15 protein-coding genes are annotated in these 19,808 nt (G+C 71.5%); 1 reads left to right on the forward strand and 14 read right to left on the reverse strand.

The features are described from left to right. Nucleotides 1-25 precede the first annotated feature (25 nt). The 14 genes from O7631_RS30995 to O7631_RS31060 all read right to left on the reverse strand — a co-directional run bounded on the left by O7631_RS30995 (nt 26) and on the right by O7631_RS31060 (nt 18,376). Nucleotides 26-2,884 carry a PQQ-dependent sugar dehydrogenase gene (locus O7631_RS30995; RefSeq protein ID WP_278147496.1) on the reverse strand — a complete coding sequence of 953 codons (2,859 nt, stop codon included), beginning with the start codon at nt 2,882-2,884 and terminating at the stop codon, nt 26-28. A 217-nt stretch (nt 2,885-3,101) separates the two neighbouring features. Continuing rightward, nucleotides 3,102-4,169, reverse strand: coding sequence for a polyprenyl synthetase family protein (locus O7631_RS31000; RefSeq protein ID WP_278147497.1), 1,068 nt, complete (start codon nt 4,167-4,169; stop codon nt 3,102-3,104). Beyond that, complete coding sequence (locus tag O7631_RS31005; protein WP_278147498.1) at nt 4,166-5,572, reverse strand: nucleotide pyrophosphatase/phosphodiesterase family protein; 1,407 nt, start codon at nt 5,570-5,572, stop codon at nt 4,166-4,168. The genes O7631_RS31000 and O7631_RS31005 overlap by 4 nt, the downstream gene beginning before the upstream one ends. Then, on the reverse strand, nt 5,569-6,768 hold the full coding sequence (gene eboE / locus O7631_RS31010; protein WP_278147499.1) for a metabolite traffic protein EboE: 1,200 nt from the start codon (nt 6,766-6,768) through the stop codon (nt 5,569-5,571). The genes O7631_RS31005 and eboE overlap by 4 nt, the downstream gene beginning before the upstream one ends. Next, a complete protein-coding gene (locus O7631_RS31015; RefSeq protein WP_278147500.1) occupies nt 6,768-7,625 on the reverse strand; it encodes a TatD family hydrolase in 858 nt (285 codons plus the stop codon). The genes eboE and O7631_RS31015 overlap by 1 nt, the downstream gene beginning before the upstream one ends. Further along, on the reverse strand, nt 7,626-8,234 hold the full coding sequence (locus tag O7631_RS31020) for an EboA domain-containing protein (RefSeq protein ID WP_278147501.1): 609 nt from the start codon (nt 8,232-8,234) through the stop codon (nt 7,626-7,628). A gap of 62 nt (nt 8,235-8,296) precedes the next feature. After that, entirely contained in the window at nt 8,297-9,340 is a 1,044-nt protein-coding gene (locus O7631_RS31025; protein WP_278147502.1) for a sugar phosphate isomerase/epimerase family protein, read from the reverse strand. Next, nucleotides 9,337-10,254, reverse strand: a complete 918-nt coding sequence (locus O7631_RS31030) for an SCO3242 family prenyltransferase (RefSeq protein WP_278147503.1) — start codon at nt 10,252-10,254, stop codon at nt 9,337-9,339. Before O7631_RS31030 ends, O7631_RS31025 begins: the two co-directional genes overlap by 4 nt. Then, on the reverse strand, nt 10,238-11,404 hold the full coding sequence (locus O7631_RS31035) for an inositol-3-phosphate synthase (RefSeq protein WP_278147504.1): 1,167 nt from the start codon (nt 11,402-11,404) through the stop codon (nt 10,238-10,240). The genes O7631_RS31030 and O7631_RS31035 overlap by 17 nt, the downstream gene beginning before the upstream one ends. 622 nt (nt 11,405-12,026) lie before the next feature. Further along, nucleotides 12,027-13,235 (reverse strand): Gfo/Idh/MocA family oxidoreductase, encoded by a 1,209-nt coding sequence (locus tag O7631_RS31040; protein WP_278147505.1) that lies wholly within the window; start codon nt 13,233-13,235, stop codon nt 12,027-12,029. A 21-nt stretch (nt 13,236-13,256) separates the two neighbouring features. Further along, complete coding sequence (locus tag O7631_RS31045) at nt 13,257-14,309, reverse strand: substrate-binding domain-containing protein (RefSeq protein ID WP_145779464.1); 1,053 nt, start codon at nt 14,307-14,309, stop codon at nt 13,257-13,259. A 98-nt stretch (nt 14,310-14,407) separates the two neighbouring features. Next, nucleotides 14,408-15,529, reverse strand: coding sequence for an ABC transporter permease (locus tag O7631_RS31050; protein WP_269682824.1), 1,122 nt, complete (start codon nt 15,527-15,529; stop codon nt 14,408-14,410). Further along, nucleotides 15,526-17,034, reverse strand: a complete 1,509-nt coding sequence (locus O7631_RS31055; RefSeq protein ID WP_278148074.1) for a sugar ABC transporter ATP-binding protein — start codon at nt 17,032-17,034, stop codon at nt 15,526-15,528. The genes O7631_RS31050 and O7631_RS31055 overlap by 4 nt, the downstream gene beginning before the upstream one ends. A gap of 163 nt (nt 17,035-17,197) precedes the next feature. Continuing rightward, a complete protein-coding gene (locus tag O7631_RS31060; RefSeq protein ID WP_145779462.1) occupies nt 17,198-18,376 on the reverse strand; it encodes an ROK family protein in 1,179 nt (392 codons plus the stop codon). Nucleotides 18,377-19,318: 942 nt separating this feature from the next. On the opposite strand from O7631_RS31060, the gene O7631_RS31065 reads away from it, so the two are divergent. Further along, nucleotides 19,319-19,792, forward strand: coding sequence for a hypothetical protein (locus O7631_RS31065; protein ID WP_278147506.1), 474 nt, complete (start codon nt 19,319-19,321; stop codon nt 19,790-19,792). Nucleotides 19,793-19,808: the final 16 nt, after the last annotated feature.

Genomic DNA, 19,808 nt, shown 5'->3' on the forward strand with positions numbered 1-19,808 from the left:
TGGGCTGGGGGCCCCTCCCGCCAGCTCAGGGCAGGGTCCACTTTTGGTTGGCGGCACCGCTGACGCAGGTCCACAGGTGGACCGCGGTGCTGTCGGCGGAGTTGTTGCCGGAGACGTCGAGGCACTTGCCGGACGCCGGGCTGCGCAGTGTGCCGTCGGCCTGGGCCGACCAGTTCTGCGCGGCGGTCCCGTTGCAGGTGTAAAGCTGGATCTTGGTGCCGTCCGCGGTGCCGGCACCCGAGACGTCCAGGCACTTACCCAACGACTTGATCGTCGAGTTCGGGGTGACCGCCCAGGTCTGTGCCGCGCTGCCGTTGCAGGTGTAGATCTGGATCTGCGTGCCGTCGGCGGTGGCGCCGTTGCGCACGTCCAGACACTTGCCGCCCAGACCCTTGATCGCCCCGGTCCCGCCACCGCTGGAGGTGCCGGTGACGAAGGTGAAGGCGTCCAGGTCGAAGAGCGCCCCGGTGCCCGACCCGGCGAAGGTCAGGTAGAGCGTGGTCGTGCCGGTCGGCGGGTTGGTGATCGTCCCGTTCACCGTGGTGAAGGTTTCCCAGCCGCCGGTCACCGGGACCGTGGCCGAGCCGAGCACCGTGCCGGTGGCCGAGCCGGCCCGGACCTGGAGGGTGCCACCGGCCCCCGCCGAGGAGACCCGGGCGTTGAACGAGGTCACGTTGCCCAGGCGGTACGGCTGGAACGCGATCCAGTCACCGTTGTTGATGTCGCCGACGGTCTTGCCGCCTTCGGCCGGGGTCTTGCTGAACACGTTGATCCCGGACGAGGTGGCGTAGAACTCGGCCTGCCGGTGGCGCGGGGGCAGCGTGTGCTGGGTGTGCGTGGTCAGGCCACCGGCGTCGGTGTACTCGGCGTCGAAGATCGCGAAGATGTTCGCCGCGTCGTCGTGCTCACCGTCGACCGGGATGGTGATCGTGCCCGAGCAACCGTTCTGCGAGGTGATCTGGTGCCCGTGCTGGTCGTGGCCGAGCACGTAGGTCATCTTGACCTTCGAGCAGTCGATCGTGCCGTCCTCCGGGTCGGTCACCGTGATGCTGAACGGCACGGTGTCGCCGAAGCTGAACAGCTGGCCGTTGCCCGGGTTGTTGATCGTCACCGTGGGCGCGGTGTTGCCGACGTTGATCTGCACGCTGCTGCTGCCGGTGGCGCCCTGCGGGTCCCGTACCGTCAGCGTGGCGGTGTAGGTGCCGTTGGCGCTGTAGGTCTTCGTCGGGTTGGCAGCGGTCGAGGTGGTCCCGTCACCGAAGGCCCACGAGTAGGTCAACGTGCCACCCTCGGGGTCGGACGAGCCGGCCGAGGAGAAGGTCACCGCGAGCGGGGCCGCGCCGGAGGTGCGGTTGGCACTCGCCTTCGCGGTGGGCGCCCGGTTGCCGCCGCCGACGTAGTCGAAGCGGTAGAGCGCCGAGTTGGCGTCACCGTTGAAGTAGCCGGTGCCGTAGTCGAGCACGTAGTACGCGCCGTCCGGACCGAACGCCGAGTCCATCACCTGCTTGCCGACCCAGGGGAACGTGTCGATGGTGCCCCGGGAGCCGTCGGCGTTGACGTGGATCGGCTTGATCCAGCCCCGGCCGAACTCGGTGGCGAAGAACTGCCCGTCGAACGACTGCGGGAACTTCGTGGTGGACGTCGACGAGGCGTTGTACCGGTAGACCGGGCCGCCCATCGGCGACTCGGAGCCACCGCCGAACTCGGTCGGGGTGCCGGCGTCGCCGGCGTACCGGATCCAGGCCGGCTGGGCCGGCGGCAGGGTGGTCCGGCCGGTGTTGCGGAACGAGTTGTTGGTCGGCCCGCCGGCGCAGTTGTACTTCGCCCCGCTGGCGTTGGTGGCGAAGTCCCACTCGTTGTACGTCTCGGTAGTGGTGTTGGTGCCGGTGCAGTACGGCCAGCCGTAGTTGCCCGGCGCGGCGACCCGGTTGAACTCCACCTGGCCGGACGGCCCGCGGGTGGAGCTGGTGGAGCCGGCGTCCGGCCCGTAGTCACCGACGTAGACGACACCGGTGGCCTTGTCCACGCTGATCCGGAACGGGTTGCGGAAGCCCATCGCGTAGATCTCCGGGCGCGTCTGGGCCGTGCCGGGCGCGAACAGGTTGCCCGACGGGATGGAGTACGTGCCGTTCGCGTTCACCTTGATCCGCAGGATCTTGCCCCGCAGGTCGTTGGTGTTGCCGGCGCTGCGCTGCGCGTCGTACGCCGGGTTGCGGTTGGTCCGCTCGTCCAGTGGCGAGTAACCGGCGGACTCGAACGGGTTGGTGTCGTCACCGGTCGACAGGTAGAGGTTGCCGGCGGCGTCGAAGTCGATGTCCCCACCGACGTGGCAGCAGATGCCCCGGCTGGCCGGGACGTCGAGCACGTCGATCTTGCTGGACTGGTTGAGCGTGAAGTCGGAGTTGAGCGTGAACCGGGAGAGGCGGTTCACGCCGTTCCAGGCGGAGAAGTCGGTGCCGGTGGCGGGCGCGTCGCCGGCGGGGGTGGAGAGCGGCGGGGCGTAGTAGAGGTAGATCTGCCGGTTGCTGGCGAAGCCCGGGTCGACGCCGACGCCCTGCAACCCCTCCTCGTCGTGGGTGTAGACCGACAGGGTGCCGATCACCGAGGTGGTGCCGTTCGCGTCGGTGCGGCGGAGGGTGCCGTTGCGGGCGGTGTGCAGGACGGAACGGTCCGGCAGCACCGCCAGCGACATCGGCTCGCCCATGTCGCTCACCCCTCGGGCGAGTTCGACCTGCTGGAAGTCGGTGGCGACGATCGTGTGCGCCTGCGCGGGGGCTGTGCCGACGGCGAGGGAGACGGCGCCGGTGGTGGCCGCCAACAGCAGCGCCGACCCGGCGGAGAACCATCGTCGGGACCGTTGTCGTGGAGCGTCCTTCATGGACATGTGTGCTGCCCCTTCCTGACGAGTGACTGCCAGGCCGGGCGCGCGCCGTCGCGCCGGATGCCGTAGCGGTGGTGGGGGTCGATGGGTTACCGCGCCGCCGGTTCACCTCGACGAAACATTGTCGTGTTGGTCACGACACTAAGTTGAAGGTGTCGATGTGTCCATACCTTCCGGCGGTTCAGCATCAACTTTTGTCGATCTCGCCGAAAGTCGCGGGTCAGGCGCGGCGGTCGATCGCCTGGCCGGCGAGCGCGACGAGCGCCGAGCGCGCCTCGTCGGCCACCGCGGCGGCCCGCAGGGCCACGAGCGCGGCCTCGGTCCGCACCCGGATCATCTGCTCGATGCGCTCCCGGGCGCCCGTCGTCTCGATGATGGCGCGAAGCTCCGCGGCGCCGTCGGCGTCCAACGCCGGATTGCCGAACAGCTCCCGCAGCCGGGCGGTCTGCGACCGGTCCGCCTCGCTGCGGGCCAGCGCCATCATCACGGTGGGCTTGCCCTCACGCAGATCGTCCAGGATGGACTTGCCGGTCACCGCCGGGTCTCCGAAGACGCCCAGCACGTCGTCGCGGAGCTGGAACGCGTCGCCCAGCGGGTCACCGAACTCCTCCAGCGCGGCGAGCAGCTCCGGGCCCGCCCCGGCCAGGGCCGCGCCGATCTGCAACGGACGGGTGACCGTGTACCGGGCGGCCTTCATCCGGATCACGGTGAGCGCGCTCGCCACCGAGCCGTCACCCACGCCCGAGACCAGGTCCAGGTACTCCCCCGCGATCACCTCGGTACGCATCAGCGCGAACACGCCGTACCCCCGGTGCACCTGCTCGGTGCTCAGCCCGCACTCGTGGAACATCTGGTCCGACCAGGCCGCGCAGAGGTCCCCGCAGAGCAGCGCGGTGTTGCGACCGTACGCCTCCGGGTCACCACGCCACGACGACCGGGCGTGCAGGTCGGCGAAGAGGCGGTGCACCGACGGCTCACCCCGGCGGCGGTCACTGCCGTCCAGGATGTCGTCGTGGATCAGCGCGAACGCGTGGAACAGCTCCAGGGCAGCCGCGGCCACCACGATCGGGGTGCCGTCGGCGGCGCCCGCGCCACGCCAACCCCAGTAGCAGAAGAGCGGGCGCAGTCGCTTCCCCCCGGCGAGCACGAACCGTTGCAGCGCGGTGAACACACCGCGCGGCGCGCCGTCGGGCCAGTCCGGGCCCTGCCGTTCCAGGAACCCGGCCAGCTCCGCGTCGAACCGGGCCCGCAGTCCGCTCGTGTCGGTGGGCGCGACGGTGACGGTCACGTCCCCTCCCCCGACCCGTCGACACGCAACCCGGCCAACTCGAGTAACAGGGCCTTGACCTCGGTAGCCGCGATCCGGTCCCGGGCCGCCGTCGGGTCGGAGCAGAGCAGCACCGGGGCGTCGGCCGGGTCGTCCGGCAGCCGCCCGTGCGAGCCGCGCACCGCCCGCGCACCGGCGTCCAGACCGACAGCGCTCATCAGGTACCGCATGCCGAGCTTCTTGCGGGCCAGCGCCACCCCGGCGCGGGCCTTCGCGGCACCCGGGTTCGCCGGGTCGAAGAACAGCTCCGCCGGGTCGTACCCCGGCTTGCGGTGGATTTCCACGAGCCGGGCGAAGTCCGGCGCCCGGTCGTCGTCCAGCCAGTAGTAGTACGTGAACCAGGCGTCCGGCTCGGCCACCAGCACCAGCTCACCCGCGCGCGGATGGTCCAGCCCGTGCGCGGCCTTGCCCTCGGCGTCGAGCACCTCGGCCACCCCGGGCAGGTTCGCGCAGAGCTTCGCGACCGCCGGCACGTCGGCCGGGTCCTTGACGTAGACGTGGGCGACCTGGTGGTCGGCGACCGCGAACGCCTTCGACGTCCACGGGTCGAGGTACTCCATGCCCGCCTGGGTGTGCACCCGCAGCAGCCCTTCGGAGCGCAGCAGCCGGTTGACGTCCACCGGCCGGGACACGTCGGTGATGCCGTACTCCGACAGGACCACCACTGTCGCGTCCCGCGCCCGGGCGGCGTCCAGCAGTGGGCCGAGCACCGCGTCCAGCTCGGCCGCCGCGGCAGCGGCCTGGGCGGACGACGGGCCGAACCGTTGCAGGTCGTAGTCCAGGTGCGGCACGTAGACCAGGGTCAGGTCGGGTGACACGTCGGCGAGGATCTGCTCGGCCGCCTGGCAGATCCACTTCGACGACGGCAGGCCCGCCGTCGGCCCCCAGTAGGTGAACAGCGGGAAGGTGCCCAGCCGGCCGGTGAGCGCGTCGTGCAGCTCCGGCGGGTCGGTGTAGCAGTCGGGTTCCTTGCGCCCGTCGGCGTAGTACACGGGACGCGGGGTGACCGTCCAGTCGACGTCGGCGCCCATGGCGTACCACCAGCAGACGTTGGCGACGGTGTAGCCGGGCTCGGCCCGGCGGGCCGCCTGCCAGAGCTTCTCCCCGCCGACCAGCGCATTGTGCTGCCGCCACAGCAGCACCTCACCCAGCTCCCGGAAATACCACCCGTTGCCGACGATCCCGTGCCCGCTGGGTGGTTCGCCGGTGAGGAAGGTGGACTGCACCGAGCAGGTCACCGCGGGCAGCACGGTGCCCAGCTCGGCCCGGAAGCCGCCGTCGGCGACCCCTCGCAGTCGGGGCATGTGCGCCAGCAGTCGGGGGGTCAGCCCCACGACGTCGAGCACCACCAGTCGGCGGCTCATCGCGTTCCTCCCATCGTCACGGATCGCTGCGCGGTCAGGCCGAGGCCGACCAGTTCGTCCCGGGCGAAGGCCAGCTCCGCGGCGATGCCGGCGGCCAGCTCCGCGTCGGTGCGGGGCCGCCGTGCCGCCGGCAGCACCCCCCAGGTGTACGTCTCGACGTCCAGGTGGTCGCAGCCGGCGGTCGGGCCCTCGAAGAGCGCTCTCAGGGCTGCGCGCAGAACCGGCAGGGTCGAGCCGAGCGGTTCCTCGGGTGGGGCGTGCAGGGGCACGTGGTAGTGCACCCGCCACGGCCCGGGCAACGCCCGGTCCAACGCCTCGTCGAGGTCGTCCGCCGCGTACGACGGGTCGGCCGGGTCGGGCAGGCCGGCACAGCCGGCACCCCGAGTCTGGTGCAGGAAGCGCGGCTCCACCCAGCGGCGCAACGCCTCGGCCCCGCCCTGCGGGTCGGCCGCCTCGACGGCGGCGGAGACCTGCACCTTCACCACGGGCAACCCGGCCGCCCGCAGTCGTCCGAGTGCCTCGGCCGGGTCCTCCCAGGCGCACGCCAGGTGGGCCAGGTCGAGGCAGACGCCCATCCGGTCGGTGTCCATCCCGGACAGCAGCGCGGCGGCCTGGCTGCTGCTCTCCACCACGCACCCCGGCTCCGGCTCGAAGGCGACCCGCACCTCGCGGCCGGTGTCGCGCTGCACCTCGGCCAGGCCAGCGGCGAGCTGGTCCAACCGGCGGCGGGCCGCGTCGGCCCGTCCGGAGTCCCACGGCTGCCGCCAGGCCAGCGGCAGGGTGGAGATCGACCCCCGGGCGGCGTCGTCGGGCAGCAGGTCGGCGAGCACCCGGGCCAGGTTCAGCGTGTACGTCAGGCGCTGCTCGGTGGTCCAGTCGGGGTGGTACACGTCCTGCTTCACCACCGGGGCCTGGAAGGCCGCGTACGGGAAGCCGTTGAGGGTGACGACCTCCAGGCCGCGCGCGTCCAGCTCGGCGCGCAGCCGACGACGCAACCCCGCGTCCGCGGCCAGCTCGGCGGCGACCGGGGCGGCCAGCCACAGGCCCAGCCCGAGCAGGTCACTGCCGAGAGCCGCACGGACCGGCACTGCGTACGTGTCCAGTTGACCGAGGATGCCGGCGAGATCCTCGGCGGGGTGCACGTTCGTGCAGTAGCCCAGGTGGACGGTCTCGCCGCCGGCATGTCGCAGCCGCATCAGCTGCCGCCGCGCAGGATCGAGTTGCCGGTCTCCGGGTCCACGGCGGCGGGGTCCTCCAGGTCGCTGAGGTCGAGTCGCCCCGACTGCCCGTAGAACTCCACCGGGTTGCGCCACAGCACCTTGTCGACGTCGTCGTCGCTGAACCCGGCCTCCAGCATCGCCTCGCCGGTGGCCCGGGTCAGCAGCGGGTCGGAACGCCCCCAGTCGGCGGCCGAGTTGACCAGCATCCGTTCCGTGCCGTACTCGCGCAGCAGCTCGACCATCCGCGACGGCGTCATCTTCGTGTCCGGGTAGATGGAGAAACCCAGCCAGCAGCCGCTGTCCCGGACCAGCTTGACGGTTACCTCGTTGAGGTGGTCGACCACCACGCGACCGGCGTCGATGCCGGATTCGGCGACCACCGCCAGGGTGCGTTCGCAGCCGCGCGCCTTGTCCCGGTGCGGGGTGTGCACCAGCGCCGGCAGCTCGTACGCCACGGCGAGGGCGAGCTGCGCCGCGAACGCCTCGTCCTCCTCCGGCGTCATCGAGTCGTACCCGATCTCGCCGACCGCCACCACCGCGTCCTTGTCCAGGTAGCGGGGCAGCAGGTCCAGCACCGGGCGGCACCGCGGGTCGTTGGCCTCCTTGGGGTTGAGCGCGATCGTGGCGAAGTGGCGCACCCCGAACTGACCGGCGCGGAAGGGCTCCCACCCGATCAGCGAGTCGAAGTAGTCGGTGAACGACGCGGGGCTGGTCCGCGGCTGGCCCAACCAGAACGCCGGCTCGACAAGCGCGCGTACCCCGGCGGCGGCCATCCGTTCGTAGTCGTCGGTGGTGCGCGAGGTCATGTGGATGTGTGGGTCGAAGATGCGCATTCACGCCTCCCGGGGCAGTGCGGCGGTGAGCCGGTCGAGCAGGTCGGTGGCGTCGGCGGGCAGGTCCCGGCCGGCGGCGTGCCGTTCGGCGGCGAGCGCGGCCAGCATGGCGGCGAGCTCCCCGTCGGCCCGGGCGTCCAGGTCGGCGACCGCGGCGAGGGGAACACCGCTGAACACGCACTTGAGCACCGCCTGCCGCCAGGCGGCCGGGTCGAGGTGCCGGGCGTAGGGGCCGAGCGCGGCGGCGACCAGGCGGGTGTCGTTGGTGCGGATCGCGTCGTGCAGCAGCGGCACGCCGGCGTCGTCGATCGGCAGCAGCGGCAGCGCCCGCAGCACCGCTCGCCGTTCGGCCGCGTCACCGTGCCGGTAGAGGCTCTCGGCGTACGCGGCGTGGTCGCGCGGCAGCGCGGCGAGCAGCAGCACCCGGGCCGCGTCGTCGGCGGTCCAGTCGGGCGCGTCGGGCAGCGCGCCTCGACCGCAGCGCCGGCCGGCGGCGGGGAAGAGCCGGGTGATCTCGGTGGGCTCGGCCGCGACCCGGCGCAGCGCCGTGTCCAACCAATCGGGATCGGGTACGCCTCGCAGCGCGGCCCGCAGTGAATCCGGTGTCATCCCGTCTCCTCCCCTTGTAGCTACGCCGGCACCCCGGTGCCCCGCCACCCTTTGCTCTGCACCTACATATGCACCGGGGTGTCGTCGGCGGATGCCGCCGCGGTGGATGCCGCGTCGGCGGTTGCAGCCTTGGCTGGTGCCGCGTCGGCGGGTGCTGCCGCGGCTGGTGCCGCGTCGGCGGGTGTCGCTTCGGTGGGTGCAGAGCAAAGGGCGCGAGCACTGTCACTGGCGCTGGCCGCAGCGGCCCGCAGGAACTCGATCGACCTGGCGGCCACGGCGGGTGCGGCGTGCGAGTCGCGGGGCAGCTCCACGGCGACCAGCCCGCGATAGCCGGCCGCCGCCAGGGCCGCCAGCACCGGCGGGAAGTCGATCTCGCCGACGCCGAACTCCAGGTGTTCGTGCACGCCCCGGCGCATGTCGTCGATCTGTACGTTGACCAGGTGCGCCGCCACCTCGGCGACGCACTGCGGCACCGGCCAGGGCTCCAGGCAGCGGCAGTGGCCGATGTCGAGGGTGATGCCGAACCGGCCCGGGTCACCGAGCGCGGCGCGCAGCCGACGCCAGTCGGCGATGTCCTGCACCAGCATGCCCGGTTCCGGTTCGAAGCCGAGGGTGACGCCGGCGGTGTCGGCCGTGTCGACGACTGTGGCGCAGCCGGCCACCAGCCGGTCCCAGGCACACTGCGGCGACACCGTCTCGGGCCGGACGCCGGCCCAGAACGAGACCGCCTCGGCGCCCAGGTCGGCGCCGATCCGGACGGCCCGGCGCAGGAACTCGATCCGTCGGGTCGGGTCGTCGTGCAGCAACGTCGGCGCGTGTTTGTGCCACGGGTCGAGCAGGTACCGCGCCCCGGTCTCGATCACGACAGCGAGCCCCAGCTCGCTCAGCCGTCGACTGACGGCGGCGACCCGACGGGTGAGGCCGGGCGCGAACGGGTCCAGGTAGTCGTGGTCGAGGGTGAGCGCCACCCCGTCGTAGCCGAGGTCGGCGATGACGGCCAGCGCGTCGTCGAGGCGGTGGTTGTTGAAGCCGTTCGTGCCGTACCCGAGCCGCAGCGTCGTGGCGTCACCGGCCGGTGACGCGGGTCGGGGCTGGGGCACTGTCATGTCGGGGAGACCTTCCGGGCCAACCGTCGGCCCAGCGGCGCCGCCGCCGCGACGGCCAACCCGAGCAGGCCGGCTCCAGCGCGGGCGGTCAGTGCGCCCTGGAGGGCGGGCAGGCCGGTGATCCCGGCGCCGACGGCGGCGCGGACCCGCCCGGCCGACGGGTCGCGGACGACCTCGACCTGGGCCGCCCCGTAGCGGGCCGCGTACCACCCGGCCAGGGCGGCGGGCAGGACGGCCGCGACGGTGGCCCTCCGAGACCGGTCGGGGCGCGCACCGCTCGGGGCCTCCGGTCCGGTGATCGCGCGTCGGACGCCGGGGACGGCGGCGCTGGCGGCGACCACCGCGGTGCCGGCGAGGGTGCGCACCGGCAGGGCGGCCTCCGCGCCGGTGACCTCCCGGCGGGACAGCGCGGTCACCGTCCAGGTGTGCGCGGCGACGGTCGCCGCCGCGGGCAACGCCCGGGTCAACCGGCCGCCGGACGCGCCGAGCAGCACGTCCAGCCCTCGACAGGCGGCCATCACGGCCGGGCCGGCGGCGGTGTTCTTGGCCAGCAGGTCGTACCCCCAGATGGTGGCGGCCAGCGGCACGGCGAGCGCGGCGGCGCGGCGACCGCCCACGGCGGCGGCCAGGCCGACGCCGGCGGCCGTGAGGCCCGCCGCGAGACCGACAGCGGCGGCCGGGGTGATCCGCCCGCTGGGGATGGGCCGCTCGGGCCGCTCCTCGGCGTCCAGGCCCCGGTCGGCCCAGTCGTTGGCGGCCATGCCGGCCCAGTAGAGCAGCACCGAGGCGCCGGCCAGCGCAGGGGTACGCGGGCCGAGCGCGCCGGCGGCGGCCGCTCCGGCGACCACGTCACCGGGCACCGAGAGCGCGGCCGGCGCCCGAACCAACTCGGCGAGGTCAGCCAACGTTGTCATGATCACCGTCCACGCCGGCGTGCAGGTGTCGGGTGAAGTCGCTCAACCGGGCCCACTGCTCGCCCAGCGAGTGGGTGGGCGCGCCGATCGGGTCCTTGAAGAAGAAGCCCAGCTCGGTCAGCGGCCCCACCAGCCCGGCGGCGTGCGCGGCGGCGGTGAGCCGGGCCAGGTCGAGCACCAGCGGCGCGGCCAACGCGGAGTCGCAGCCGTGCCAGGTGAACTCCATCCGCATGCCGGTGCCCAGGAACCCGGCGAAGGTGATCAGGTCCCAGGCGGTCTTGAAGTCGCCCAGCTCCTCGACGTACTCGATGCGCGTGCCGCCCTGCGGGACGTAGCCCAGCGTCTCACCGAGCACCCGCTGCTTGCTCTGCACCTTCGCCGCGTTGGCGGCCGGATCGGCCAGGGTGGCGCCGTCACCACCACCGAGCAGGTTGAACCCGGACCAGGAGCGCACGTCCAGGTTGCGCATCGCGAACATCGGCGCGAGCACCGACTTGACCAGGGTCTCCCCGGTCTTGCCGTCGTGCCCGGCGTACGGCAGGCGGGCCTCCTCGGCCAGCGCCGCCAGGGCCGGCAGCCGCAGCCCGGTGGACGGGGTGAAGTCGACGTACGGGCAGCCGGCGCGCACTGCCGCGTACGCGTAGAGGGAGCTGACCGGCAGCACCTCGTCGGGCCCGGCCAGCGCGGCGCTCAGGGCGGCCGGGTCGGCGTGCCCGGGGTGCGGTTGCGGGGCCGGCTCGGTGGCGGAGACGTTGACCACCACCACCCGGTCCAGGTCGTGCCGCTCGCGGAAGGCGGTGAGGTCACGGACCACGGCGGCGGCACGATCGGCCTGGGTCGCGCCGACCGGTGCGGGGCGCAGCTCCTGCTCGACCACGCCCAGCTCGTCGCGGAGCGCGGCGACCAGCCGCCAGGGGATGACACCGGCGTCGGCGAGCGCCTCGGCGCGCTTGCACAGCGGAGTGGTGGCCACGTCGTGTCCGCCGAAGACCAGGTCGGCGAAGGCCGGTAGGGCCGGGCCGCGCAGTTCGGGAAGCTCGGTGACGCAGCCGGTCGGCCCGGCCAGGCCGGCCCGCAGCGCGAGCCCCCCGACGATGCTGGTGGTCGCGACGGATCCGCGCGCTCCTACCAGCCAGACACCTGTACGCATGGTGCTCCTTCCTCGTTCACGAGGAACCGTCGGTACCGCTAAATATAGGAATATCAGAATATGTTTCGGAAAGATACGGCCTTGTCGAGGGGCCCCGTCCGCCCTCCCCGCACCGGATCGGCACCGGATTCCGACGTCGGCGTCGGCGGCGACGACGCCGGACCGGATCCCGGCCCGGGTACAGGCAGACGGGGCTTGGTAGACAGGGTCGGGTCGGCGTCTCGACCCTGTCTCCCCCGCATCCGACCAGTCGGGGCGTTGGCATGCCCCGGCCGGGCGTCTCAGGCCGCCGCGCCCACCAGGTCACCGAACGGAGCACGACCCGCCGGACGTCGGCGAATGCATGCGGTACGGGTGGGGGCAACGGCGGGCGGTCTGGTCAGGTCCTGCGGTGTCCACCGATGGTGGCGGTCCTCCGGTGCGGCCGGGGAATCCCGGTCCGGTCGCACCGGACGACCGTCCTGCTCGTGCGCCACCGGGCCGTCAGGCCCGGCCGCACGCTCTCCGACGCCGACCTCGTCCCGGCCGCGGGGCGCAATCCGCGGCCGGTCCTCGCCGGTCGGCTTCGGGAAGCCGGTCGGGCGACGGCGGTGCGAACACCGCCGTCGCGGATGGTCGATGGTCAGACGGTCGCCGCGGTCAGCGCCGGTTCGACCTCGGTCCAGGAGGAGCCGAGTTCCGCCGAACGGGCCACCGCGTCCAGCACCAGCTGGACCTGCAACGCGTCGGCGAACGAGGGAGTCGGGTCGACACCGGTGGCGACCGCCTCGATGAAGTCGCGCATCTCGTGCGTGAACGAGTGCTCGTAGCCGATGATGTGGCCCGGGGGCCACCACGCCGACATGTACGGGTGCTCGCCCTCGGTCACCAGGATGCGGCTGAAACCCTGCTCCGCGGTGGGCCTGGTGGCGTCGTAGAACTCCAGCTCGTTGAGCCGCTCCAGGTCGAAGACCACGCTGCCCAACGAACCGTTGATCTCGACACGCAGCGCGTTCTTGCGACCGGTGGCGAACCGGCTCGCCTCGTACGTGGCCAGCGCGCCACCGTCGAGCCGGGCCACGAACACCGCGGCGTCGTCGACGGTCACCGGCCCGGTGGGCGCCGTACCGCCGTCCACGGTGGCCGCGAGACCACTCGACTCGGCCGGCAACGGACGCTCCTTGACGAAGGTCTCGGTGACCGCGCTGACCCCACTGATCCGCTGACCCGTGACGAACTGGGTCAGGTCGATGATGTGGGCACCGATGTCACCGAGCGCGCCGGAGCCCGCCCTGTCTTTCTGCAACCGCCAGACCAGCGGGAACTGCGGGTCCACGATCCAGTCCTGCAGGTACGTCGCACGGACGTGTCGAATCACCCCAAGCCGTCCGTCGGCGACCAACTGCCGCATCATCGTGACCGCGGGAACCCGGCGGTAGTTGAACCCGCACATCGACCGCACTCCGGCGGCCCGGGCGACCTCCGCCGCAGCGGTCATCGCCCGTGCCTCCTCCACCGTGTTGGCCAGCGGCTTCTCGCACAGGACGTGCTTGCCGGCGGCCAACGCGGCGAGGGCGATCTCGGCGTGGCTGTCGCCCGGGGTGCACACATCGATCACGTCGATGTCGTCCCGGTTGATCAGATCACGCCAGTCCGTGGTGTACGCCTCCCAGCCGAGTCGGTCGGCGGCGTCGGCCACCTTCCCTGTGTCTCGACCGCAGATCAGCGCCATCCGGGCCCGCGTCGGCAGGTCGAACACGCGGTTCACGGTGCGCCACGCCTGTGAGTGCGCGGCGCCCATGAACGCGTAGCCGACCATGCCGACCCGCAGTTCTTTGTCTGTCGTGGACAAGGTGGGTCTCCCCCCGGTATGTCAGAACCCGAGCTTGTCGTAGCTGCTCGCGTTCTCCTTGGTGATCGTCTCGGAGGCCAGGGTCACTTCCTTGGGCACCTGGAGCTCCGTCAGGTCGCCCAGGCCACGCCCCTGCGCGATGAGCCGCGCCAGCGAGACCGCCGAGGAGGCCATTGACGGGTTGTAGGTGACCGTCGCCTTGAGCACGGTGTTGTCGGCCTTGATCGCGTCGATCGCGAGCTTGGAGCCGGCGCCGCCGACCATGAAGAACTCGGAACGGTTGGCCTGCTTGATGGCGGCCAGCACACCGATGCCCTGGTCGTCGTCGTGGTTCCAGATCGCGTCGATCTTCGGCAGCGCCTGGAGCAGCTGGGACGCCTCGCGCTGACCGCTGTCCGAGGTGAACTCGGCCGAGCGACGGTTGCGCACCGTGAAGCCGTAGGTCGCCAGGGCGGCCTTGAAGCCCTCGCTGCGCTCGACGGTCAGCGGGATCTCCAGACCGGCGATCTCACCGATGACCGGGTTGGCGACGCCCTTGTCCTTGAGCATCTTGCCGATGAAGTGCCCGGCCGAAACGCCCATGCCGTAGTTGTCACCCTTGATGACCAGCCGCGACGCGAGCGCGTCGGGGAAGGCACGGTCCAGGTTGACGATCGGGATGCCGGCCTGCATGGCCTGGAGGGCAACGGCGTTGACCTCCTTGCCGTCGTGCGGCAGCACGACGATGATGTCCGGCTTCTGGGCGATCAGGGTGCCGAGCGTGGAGCGCTGGGCCTCGGAGTTCGACCCACCGTCGACCTCCTTGAACTCCACGTCCGAGTAGGCCGCCGCCTGGGCCTTGGCGTTGGCGTGGATGGCACCCATCCAGCCGTGGTCGGCGGCCGGCGCGGAGAAGCCGATGACGACCTTCTTGCCGGGGGCGTTGTTGCCCTCGCCGCCGCCCGCGGCCTTGGTCTGGGTGCTGGCGGCCGGAGTCTCGTTGCTGGTGCAGGCGGTCAGCAGGGTGGCAGCGCCAACTGCGGCCCCGCCGAAGAGCAACCGGCGGCGCGACAGGTCGCGACTGTGCTGGGTCATGAACGACCTCCTGGAAGCGGTATCTGACTGAATGAGGGTGTGCGGGGCCCTGCCCACGTCGAAAGTTTCGACGTGGCCAGGGACAACGGTGCGGTGCGTCAGGCGGTGGTGACCCTGTTCCGCGCGAGGAGCCGAGTGACTGACTTGTACTGGAACTGCTGGATCAGGACGGCGGCGACGATGATGCCGCCCTTGACCATGTTCTGCGCCTCGATGGAGAGGCCGTTGATGGCGAAGAGGTTCGTGATCGTGGCGAAGATGATGACGCCGAGCAGCGAGCCGACGATCGTGCCGCGACCCCCACTGAGCAGCGTCCCGCCGATGATCGCCGCGGCGATCGCGTCCAGCTCGTACAGGTTGGCCATCGCCGCCTGCGCCGAGGTGGCCTGCGAGGTGAGCATGATGGCGGCGATGCCGCAGCAGAGACCGGAGAGCGCGTAGAGGAGCATGGTGTGCCGCCGGACGTTGATGCCGGCCAGCCGTGCCGCCTCCGGATTGCCGCCGACGGCGATGGTCCGCCGGCCGAAGGTCGTCCGGTTGAGCAGGACCCACCCGGCCAGGACCACCGCGCCGAGGATGTAGACGAGGATCGGGATCCCGATCACCTTGCGCGCCGCGATGTCGTTGATGAAGGTGCTGCTCGACACCTGGGTCTGCTTGTTGGAGATCGACGCCGCGAGCCCTCGCGCGGCCACCAGCATCGCGAGCGTCGCGATGAAGGGGACCAACCGGCCGTACGAGATGAGCACGCCGTTGACCAGGCCGACGCAGATGCCGACCACCAGGGCGGTGAAGATCATGCCGCCGGCGCCGAAGTTCTGGGTGGCGACGGTGGTGCACCAGACGCCGGCCAGCGCGACGATCGCGCCCACCGACAGGTCGATGCCACCACCGATGATCACGAAGGTCATCCCGACGGTGACCACGCCGACGACCGAGGCGAGCTGGAGGATGGCCAGGACGTTGTTCCACACCCAGTTCGGGTCGCCGTACAGGTCCGGCTTCGTGATCGCGCCGACCACGATGAGCGCCACCAGCACCCCGATCAGACCGAGGTTGCGCTTGGCGCCGTCGCCGCCGTCCCCCCGCCACCAGGACAGCCGGCCCGAAGTTGCTTTATCGCTGGCCACCGCCGTCTCCGCCGGGTCCACCGGCGGCGACTGTGCCGGAAGCTGCGGGCGCTCCGGTGTCGCGGTGGGAGTGGGAGTCGCGTCGCTCATGCCGGTGCGCCTTCCATCAAGGACCCCGCCATCACGAGGTCAAGCACAGTGTTCTCGTCGAGTTCGCCGGCCGCGGCTTCGCGGACGACACGCCCTTCGCGCATCACCAGCACCCGGTCGGCCAGACCCAGCACCTCGGGCACCTCGCTGGAGACCAGCAACACCCCGACGCCCTGCGCGGCCAACGACCGGATGACCTGGTAGAGCTCAGCCCGGGCGCCCACGTCCACGCCCCGGGTGGGCTCGTCGAGCAGCAACAGCTTGGTGCCGCCGAGCAACCACCGCCCGACCACCACCTTCTGCTGGTTGCCGCCGGACAGCGTGCGTACCGGCCGGTCGACGTCCCGGGGCCGCAGCTCCAGGGTCTCCGCGATCCGGTCCGCCTCGGCGCGTTCCTTGGCGGCGTCGGTGAAGCCGAGCCGCGCGTACCGGCCGAAGGTGGCCAGCGTGACGTTGCGGTAAATCGGTTCACCGAGCAGCAGTGCCTGGCTCTTGCGTTCCTCCGGCGCCATCCCCATGCCGGCCCGGACCGCCGAGCCGACGCCGGGACGCAGCACCTGCCCGTTCATCCGGACCTGACCGGCCTCGGGAAGGCGGGCACCGTAGATCGTCTCCAGCAGCTCGGACCGACCGGAGCCGACCAGCCCCGCGATGCCGACGATCTCCCCGGCACGCACGTTCAGCGAGACGTCGGCGAACTCGCCGGTGCGGGTCAGCCCCTCCACCTGGAGCAGCTCGTCGCCGACGCCGTCGTCGGCCGGCCGGTCCGGGAAGACGTACTCGATGGTCCGGCCGGTCATCCGGCTGACCAGGTCGCGGGTCGGGGTGTCGCGCGCCGGCAGGTTCGCCGCCGTGGTCCGACCGTCCTTGAGTACGGTGACCCGGTCGCCGATCTCGCGGATCTCCTCGAGCCGGTGCGAGATGTAGATGACAGCGATGCCCTGCGCGGTCAACTCCCGGATGATCCGGAACAGGTTGCCGACCTCGTCGTGGGCCAGCACCGCGCTCGGCTCGTCCATGATGATCAGTCGGGCCTCGTGCGACAGCGCACGGGCCATGCTGACGATCTGCTTGCCCGCCGCCGGCAGCGACCGGACCATCCGTCCGGGCGGAATCTCCGCGTGGCCGAGCCGGCCGAGGATCTGCCGGGTGTGCCGGGCCATCCGACCGCGCTGGACGAACCCGAAGTTGCGGTACTCGTGGCCGAGGAAGGCGTTCTCCGCCACCGACAGGTCCTCGACGAGGTCGAGCTCCTGGTAGATGGTGGCGATGCCGGCCTTCATGGCGGCCTGCGGGTTGGCGAAGGTCGCCGGCTCACCGCGCCATTCCACCTGCCCCGAATCCGGCTGGTGCACGCCGGCGAGCACCTTGATCAGGGTGGACTTGCCGGCGCCGTTCTGCCCGAGCAGGCAGTGCACCTCGCCGGCACGCACCTCCAGCTGCACACCGTCCAGGGCGCGTACGCCGGGGAAGGTCTTGACCAGATCGGTGAGGCGCAGGACCACCTCGCCCGCGACGGTGTCGGCGGGAGCCTCGACCAGCGGTGCCTCGGCGACGGCCTCGGCCGACGCGGTGGCGGCTGCGGCGGCCTTGGCCGACGCGGTGGCGGGGTCATCCTCGGGCAGAGCCACAGTCTCCTCCTCGCTCACGACAGGATCTCGGTCAACTTCATGCGGCTTCCGCGAAGGCGACGTCGCTCGCCAGCACTGCCGCTCCGGCGACGCCGGCTCGGCCACCGAGCTCGGACAGCACGACGGGCAGGTTGCCGGTGGCCAACGGCAGCGAACGGCGGTAGACCACGCTGCGGATCTCGGCGAGCAGGATGTGCCCGAGCTGGGCGAGCCCGCCGCCGATCACGATCATCGACGGATTGGTGAAGCTGACCAGGCCGGCGAGCACGCCGCCGACCCGCCGTCCGCCGTCACGGATCAGCTGGATGCAGGTCACGTCCCCCTCGACGGCACCCTCGGCGACGTCGAGGGCGGTCACCACACCGCGCAGGGACATCCGCTCGGCCAGCGCCGGCGACGCCCCACTTCGGGCCGCGGCGGTGGCGTCCTTGGCCAACGCGGCACCGCTGAACAGCGCCTCCAGGCAGCCGATGTTGCCGCACGAACACATCGGACCGTGCGAGTCGACCTGGATGTGGCCGATGTCGCCGGCGCAGCCGTCGGTGCCCCGGTAGACCTCGCCGGTGAGGTAGATGCCGCACCCGATGCCGGTGCCGATCTTCACGAAGAGGAAGTCGTCCACCGAGTGGGCGACCCCACCGTGCCGCTCACCGATCGCCATGATGTTGACGTCGTTGTCGACCACCGCCGGGCAGCCGTGCTCCCGGCTGAGCAGCTCACGCACCGGGTACCGGTCCCAGCCCGGCATGATCGGCGGCGAGACCGGGACGCCGTCGCGGAAACTGACCGGGCCGGGTACGCCGATGCCTACCGCGTCCAGCCGCTCGTACGCCCCGTCGACCCGGGCCTTGTGCAGCAGCTCGTTGACCCGTTGCAGGGTCACCTTCGGACCGTTACGGATGTCGGCGGCCTCGCCGTAGTGGGCCACCGGTTCGAGGCGGCCGTTGACCACCTCGATGTCCATCGAGCTGGCACCGAGGTCGACGGCGGCGAAGCGCAGCTTCGGGTTCAGCTCGACCAGCGTCGAGCGACGCCCACCCCGGGAGGCAGCGAGCCCGGCCTCGGCGACGTAACCCAGGGCGACCAGGCGATCGAGTTCGGCCAGCATGCGAGGGCGCGGCATCTGGAGCCGGTCGCCCAGTTCGGCCCGCGACACGGCTCCCTCGTCGCGGAGCAACCGCAACAGTCGCACGTGTAGGGGGTCGACCGTTCGCACCGAAAGCCGCCTCTGCATTGGCATCGTTCACATCGACGCAATGCCGATGTGTTGTGTCCGACACAGTAGAAGCGCTCGCATCACCTGTCCAGAGCTTCGGCTGTTCCGGCGCTAACTTTTGCTCAAACGGACAGAAGTTTTGGTCGTGCCTGCGGAGGATGCACCGGCGACGGTGTGCCATCACTCCCGTTGCCTCGCGCCTCGCGCCTCGCGCCTCGCGCCCCGCGCCCCGCGCCCCGCGCCCCGCGCCTCGCGCCTCGCGCCTCGCGCCTCGCGCCGGATCGTGCACGAACCAGGAAGTAGGGCCTCAGCGACGCACCGACACCACTACACCCTGGTTCTTGCGCCATCTTGGGGCCGGAACACCCCTCCACGCGGAAGCTGACCGTCCCGCACCCCCTCACCCCTCCAAGATCCGCGCAACATCAGGGAAAGTGCTGGCTCATCGCATGCCGAGGCAGCACTTTCACCGAAGTTGCGCGGATCTTGGCGCGGGGCGCGGGGCGTGGGGCGCGGGGCGCGGGGCGCGGGGCGCGGGGCGCGGGGCGCGGATCTTGGCGCGGGGCGCGGATCTTGGCGTGGGGCGCGGGGCGTGTGGGGTGGGGCGCGCGGGGTGGGGCGCGTGGGGTGGGGCGCGTGGGGTGGGGCGCGCGGGGTGGGGGCGAAACCGGTGGGGTCAGGTCGGGCGGAACCGCAGTGGTTCCGGGCGGCCTCGCGGCGTCGGCGCCAACCCTGCTCAAGCAGCGAATACGCCAGCGGAGAGCACGCTGAACAGCTCGTGTCCAGGACCACAACAATTGCAAAGGACGTTGACAGTCGTCTACGTCACCGATAGCGTCCTCAGACATCGACAGCCACGGGGGCGAGTCGCGCACCGCAATCCTACATTCGCGATGAAACGTCGTTCTGTCGTGCCCGAAAACCCTGACGGGAAGGACCCCAATGAATCGACCGACGCGATTTATCGCGGCCGTGTCCGCAGCGACGTTCTTCGCATTCCTGGTGCCATCGGCGGCTCAGGCGGCACCAGCTTCGACGGGCTCCGCCGTCGCGGCAACGGTCGCCGCGCCCGTCCAGCAGGCTGCTTCCAACACCGCTGGCTCGGACTTCGCCCCGCTCGGCAACTGCACCGCCGGCATCTTCTGCGGTGAGGTAAAGAACCGGCTGGGCCGATCCGTGAAGCTTTCGGGCAACTGGCCGACCAACAGCAAAACGATGTGGTTGCCGGCCGGCCAGGGCAGTGCATCTGACTCGTCGTATTACTACGAATTCCGCGACACCGACGGTTTCCAGGTGCCCAGCGGATACATTTACTACGACAGCGTGGGCAACAAATACTACCCCGGTTGGCACAAGGTGAACGACCTCCAGGAAGTCACCCTCAACGGCTGGTGCCTCACCACAGCCTGCAGTTGACGGTCGGCTCCACAAT

This window comes from Micromonospora sp. WMMD967 (assembly GCF_029626165.1).
GTDB lineage: Bacteria > Actinomycetota > Actinomycetes > Mycobacteriales > Micromonosporaceae > Micromonospora > Micromonospora taraxaci.

What these genes read in the sequence shown, in the direction of transcription:
- O7631_RS31065 (WP_278147506.1), top strand. Translation starts at nt 19,319, where the DNA reads ATGAATCGACCGACGCGATTTATCGCGGCCGTGTCCGCAGCGACGTTC.
- O7631_RS31035 (WP_278147504.1), bottom strand. Translation starts at nt 11,404, where the DNA reads ATGCGTACAGGTGTCTGGCTGGTAGGAGCGCGCGGATCCGTCGCGACC.
- O7631_RS31005 (WP_278147498.1), bottom strand. Translation starts at nt 5,572, where the DNA reads ATGAGCCGCCGACTGGTGGTGCTCGACGTCGTGGGGCTGACCCCCCGA.
- O7631_RS31050 (WP_269682824.1), bottom strand. Translation starts at nt 15,529, where the DNA reads ATGAGCGACGCGACTCCCACTCCCACCGCGACACCGGAGCGCCCGCAG.
- eboE (WP_278147499.1), bottom strand. Translation starts at nt 6,768, where the DNA reads ATGCGGCTGCGACATGCCGGCGGCGAGACCGTCCACCTGGGCTACTGC.
- O7631_RS31025 (WP_278147502.1), bottom strand. Translation starts at nt 9,340, where the DNA reads ATGACAGTGCCCCAGCCCCGACCCGCGTCACCGGCCGGTGACGCCACG.
- O7631_RS30995 (WP_278147496.1), bottom strand. Translation starts at nt 2,884, where the DNA reads ATGTCCATGAAGGACGCTCCACGACAACGGTCCCGACGATGGTTCTCC.
- O7631_RS31020 (WP_278147501.1), bottom strand. Translation starts at nt 8,234, where the DNA reads ATGACACCGGATTCACTGCGGGCCGCGCTGCGAGGCGTACCCGATCCC.
- O7631_RS31045 (WP_145779464.1), bottom strand. Translation starts at nt 14,309, where the DNA reads ATGACCCAGCACAGTCGCGACCTGTCGCGCCGCCGGTTGCTCTTCGGC.
- O7631_RS31015 (WP_278147500.1), bottom strand. Translation starts at nt 7,625, where the DNA reads ATGCGCATCTTCGACCCACACATCCACATGACCTCGCGCACCACCGAC.
- O7631_RS31030 (WP_278147503.1), bottom strand. Translation starts at nt 10,254, where the DNA reads ATGACAACGTTGGCTGACCTCGCCGAGTTGGTTCGGGCGCCGGCCGCG.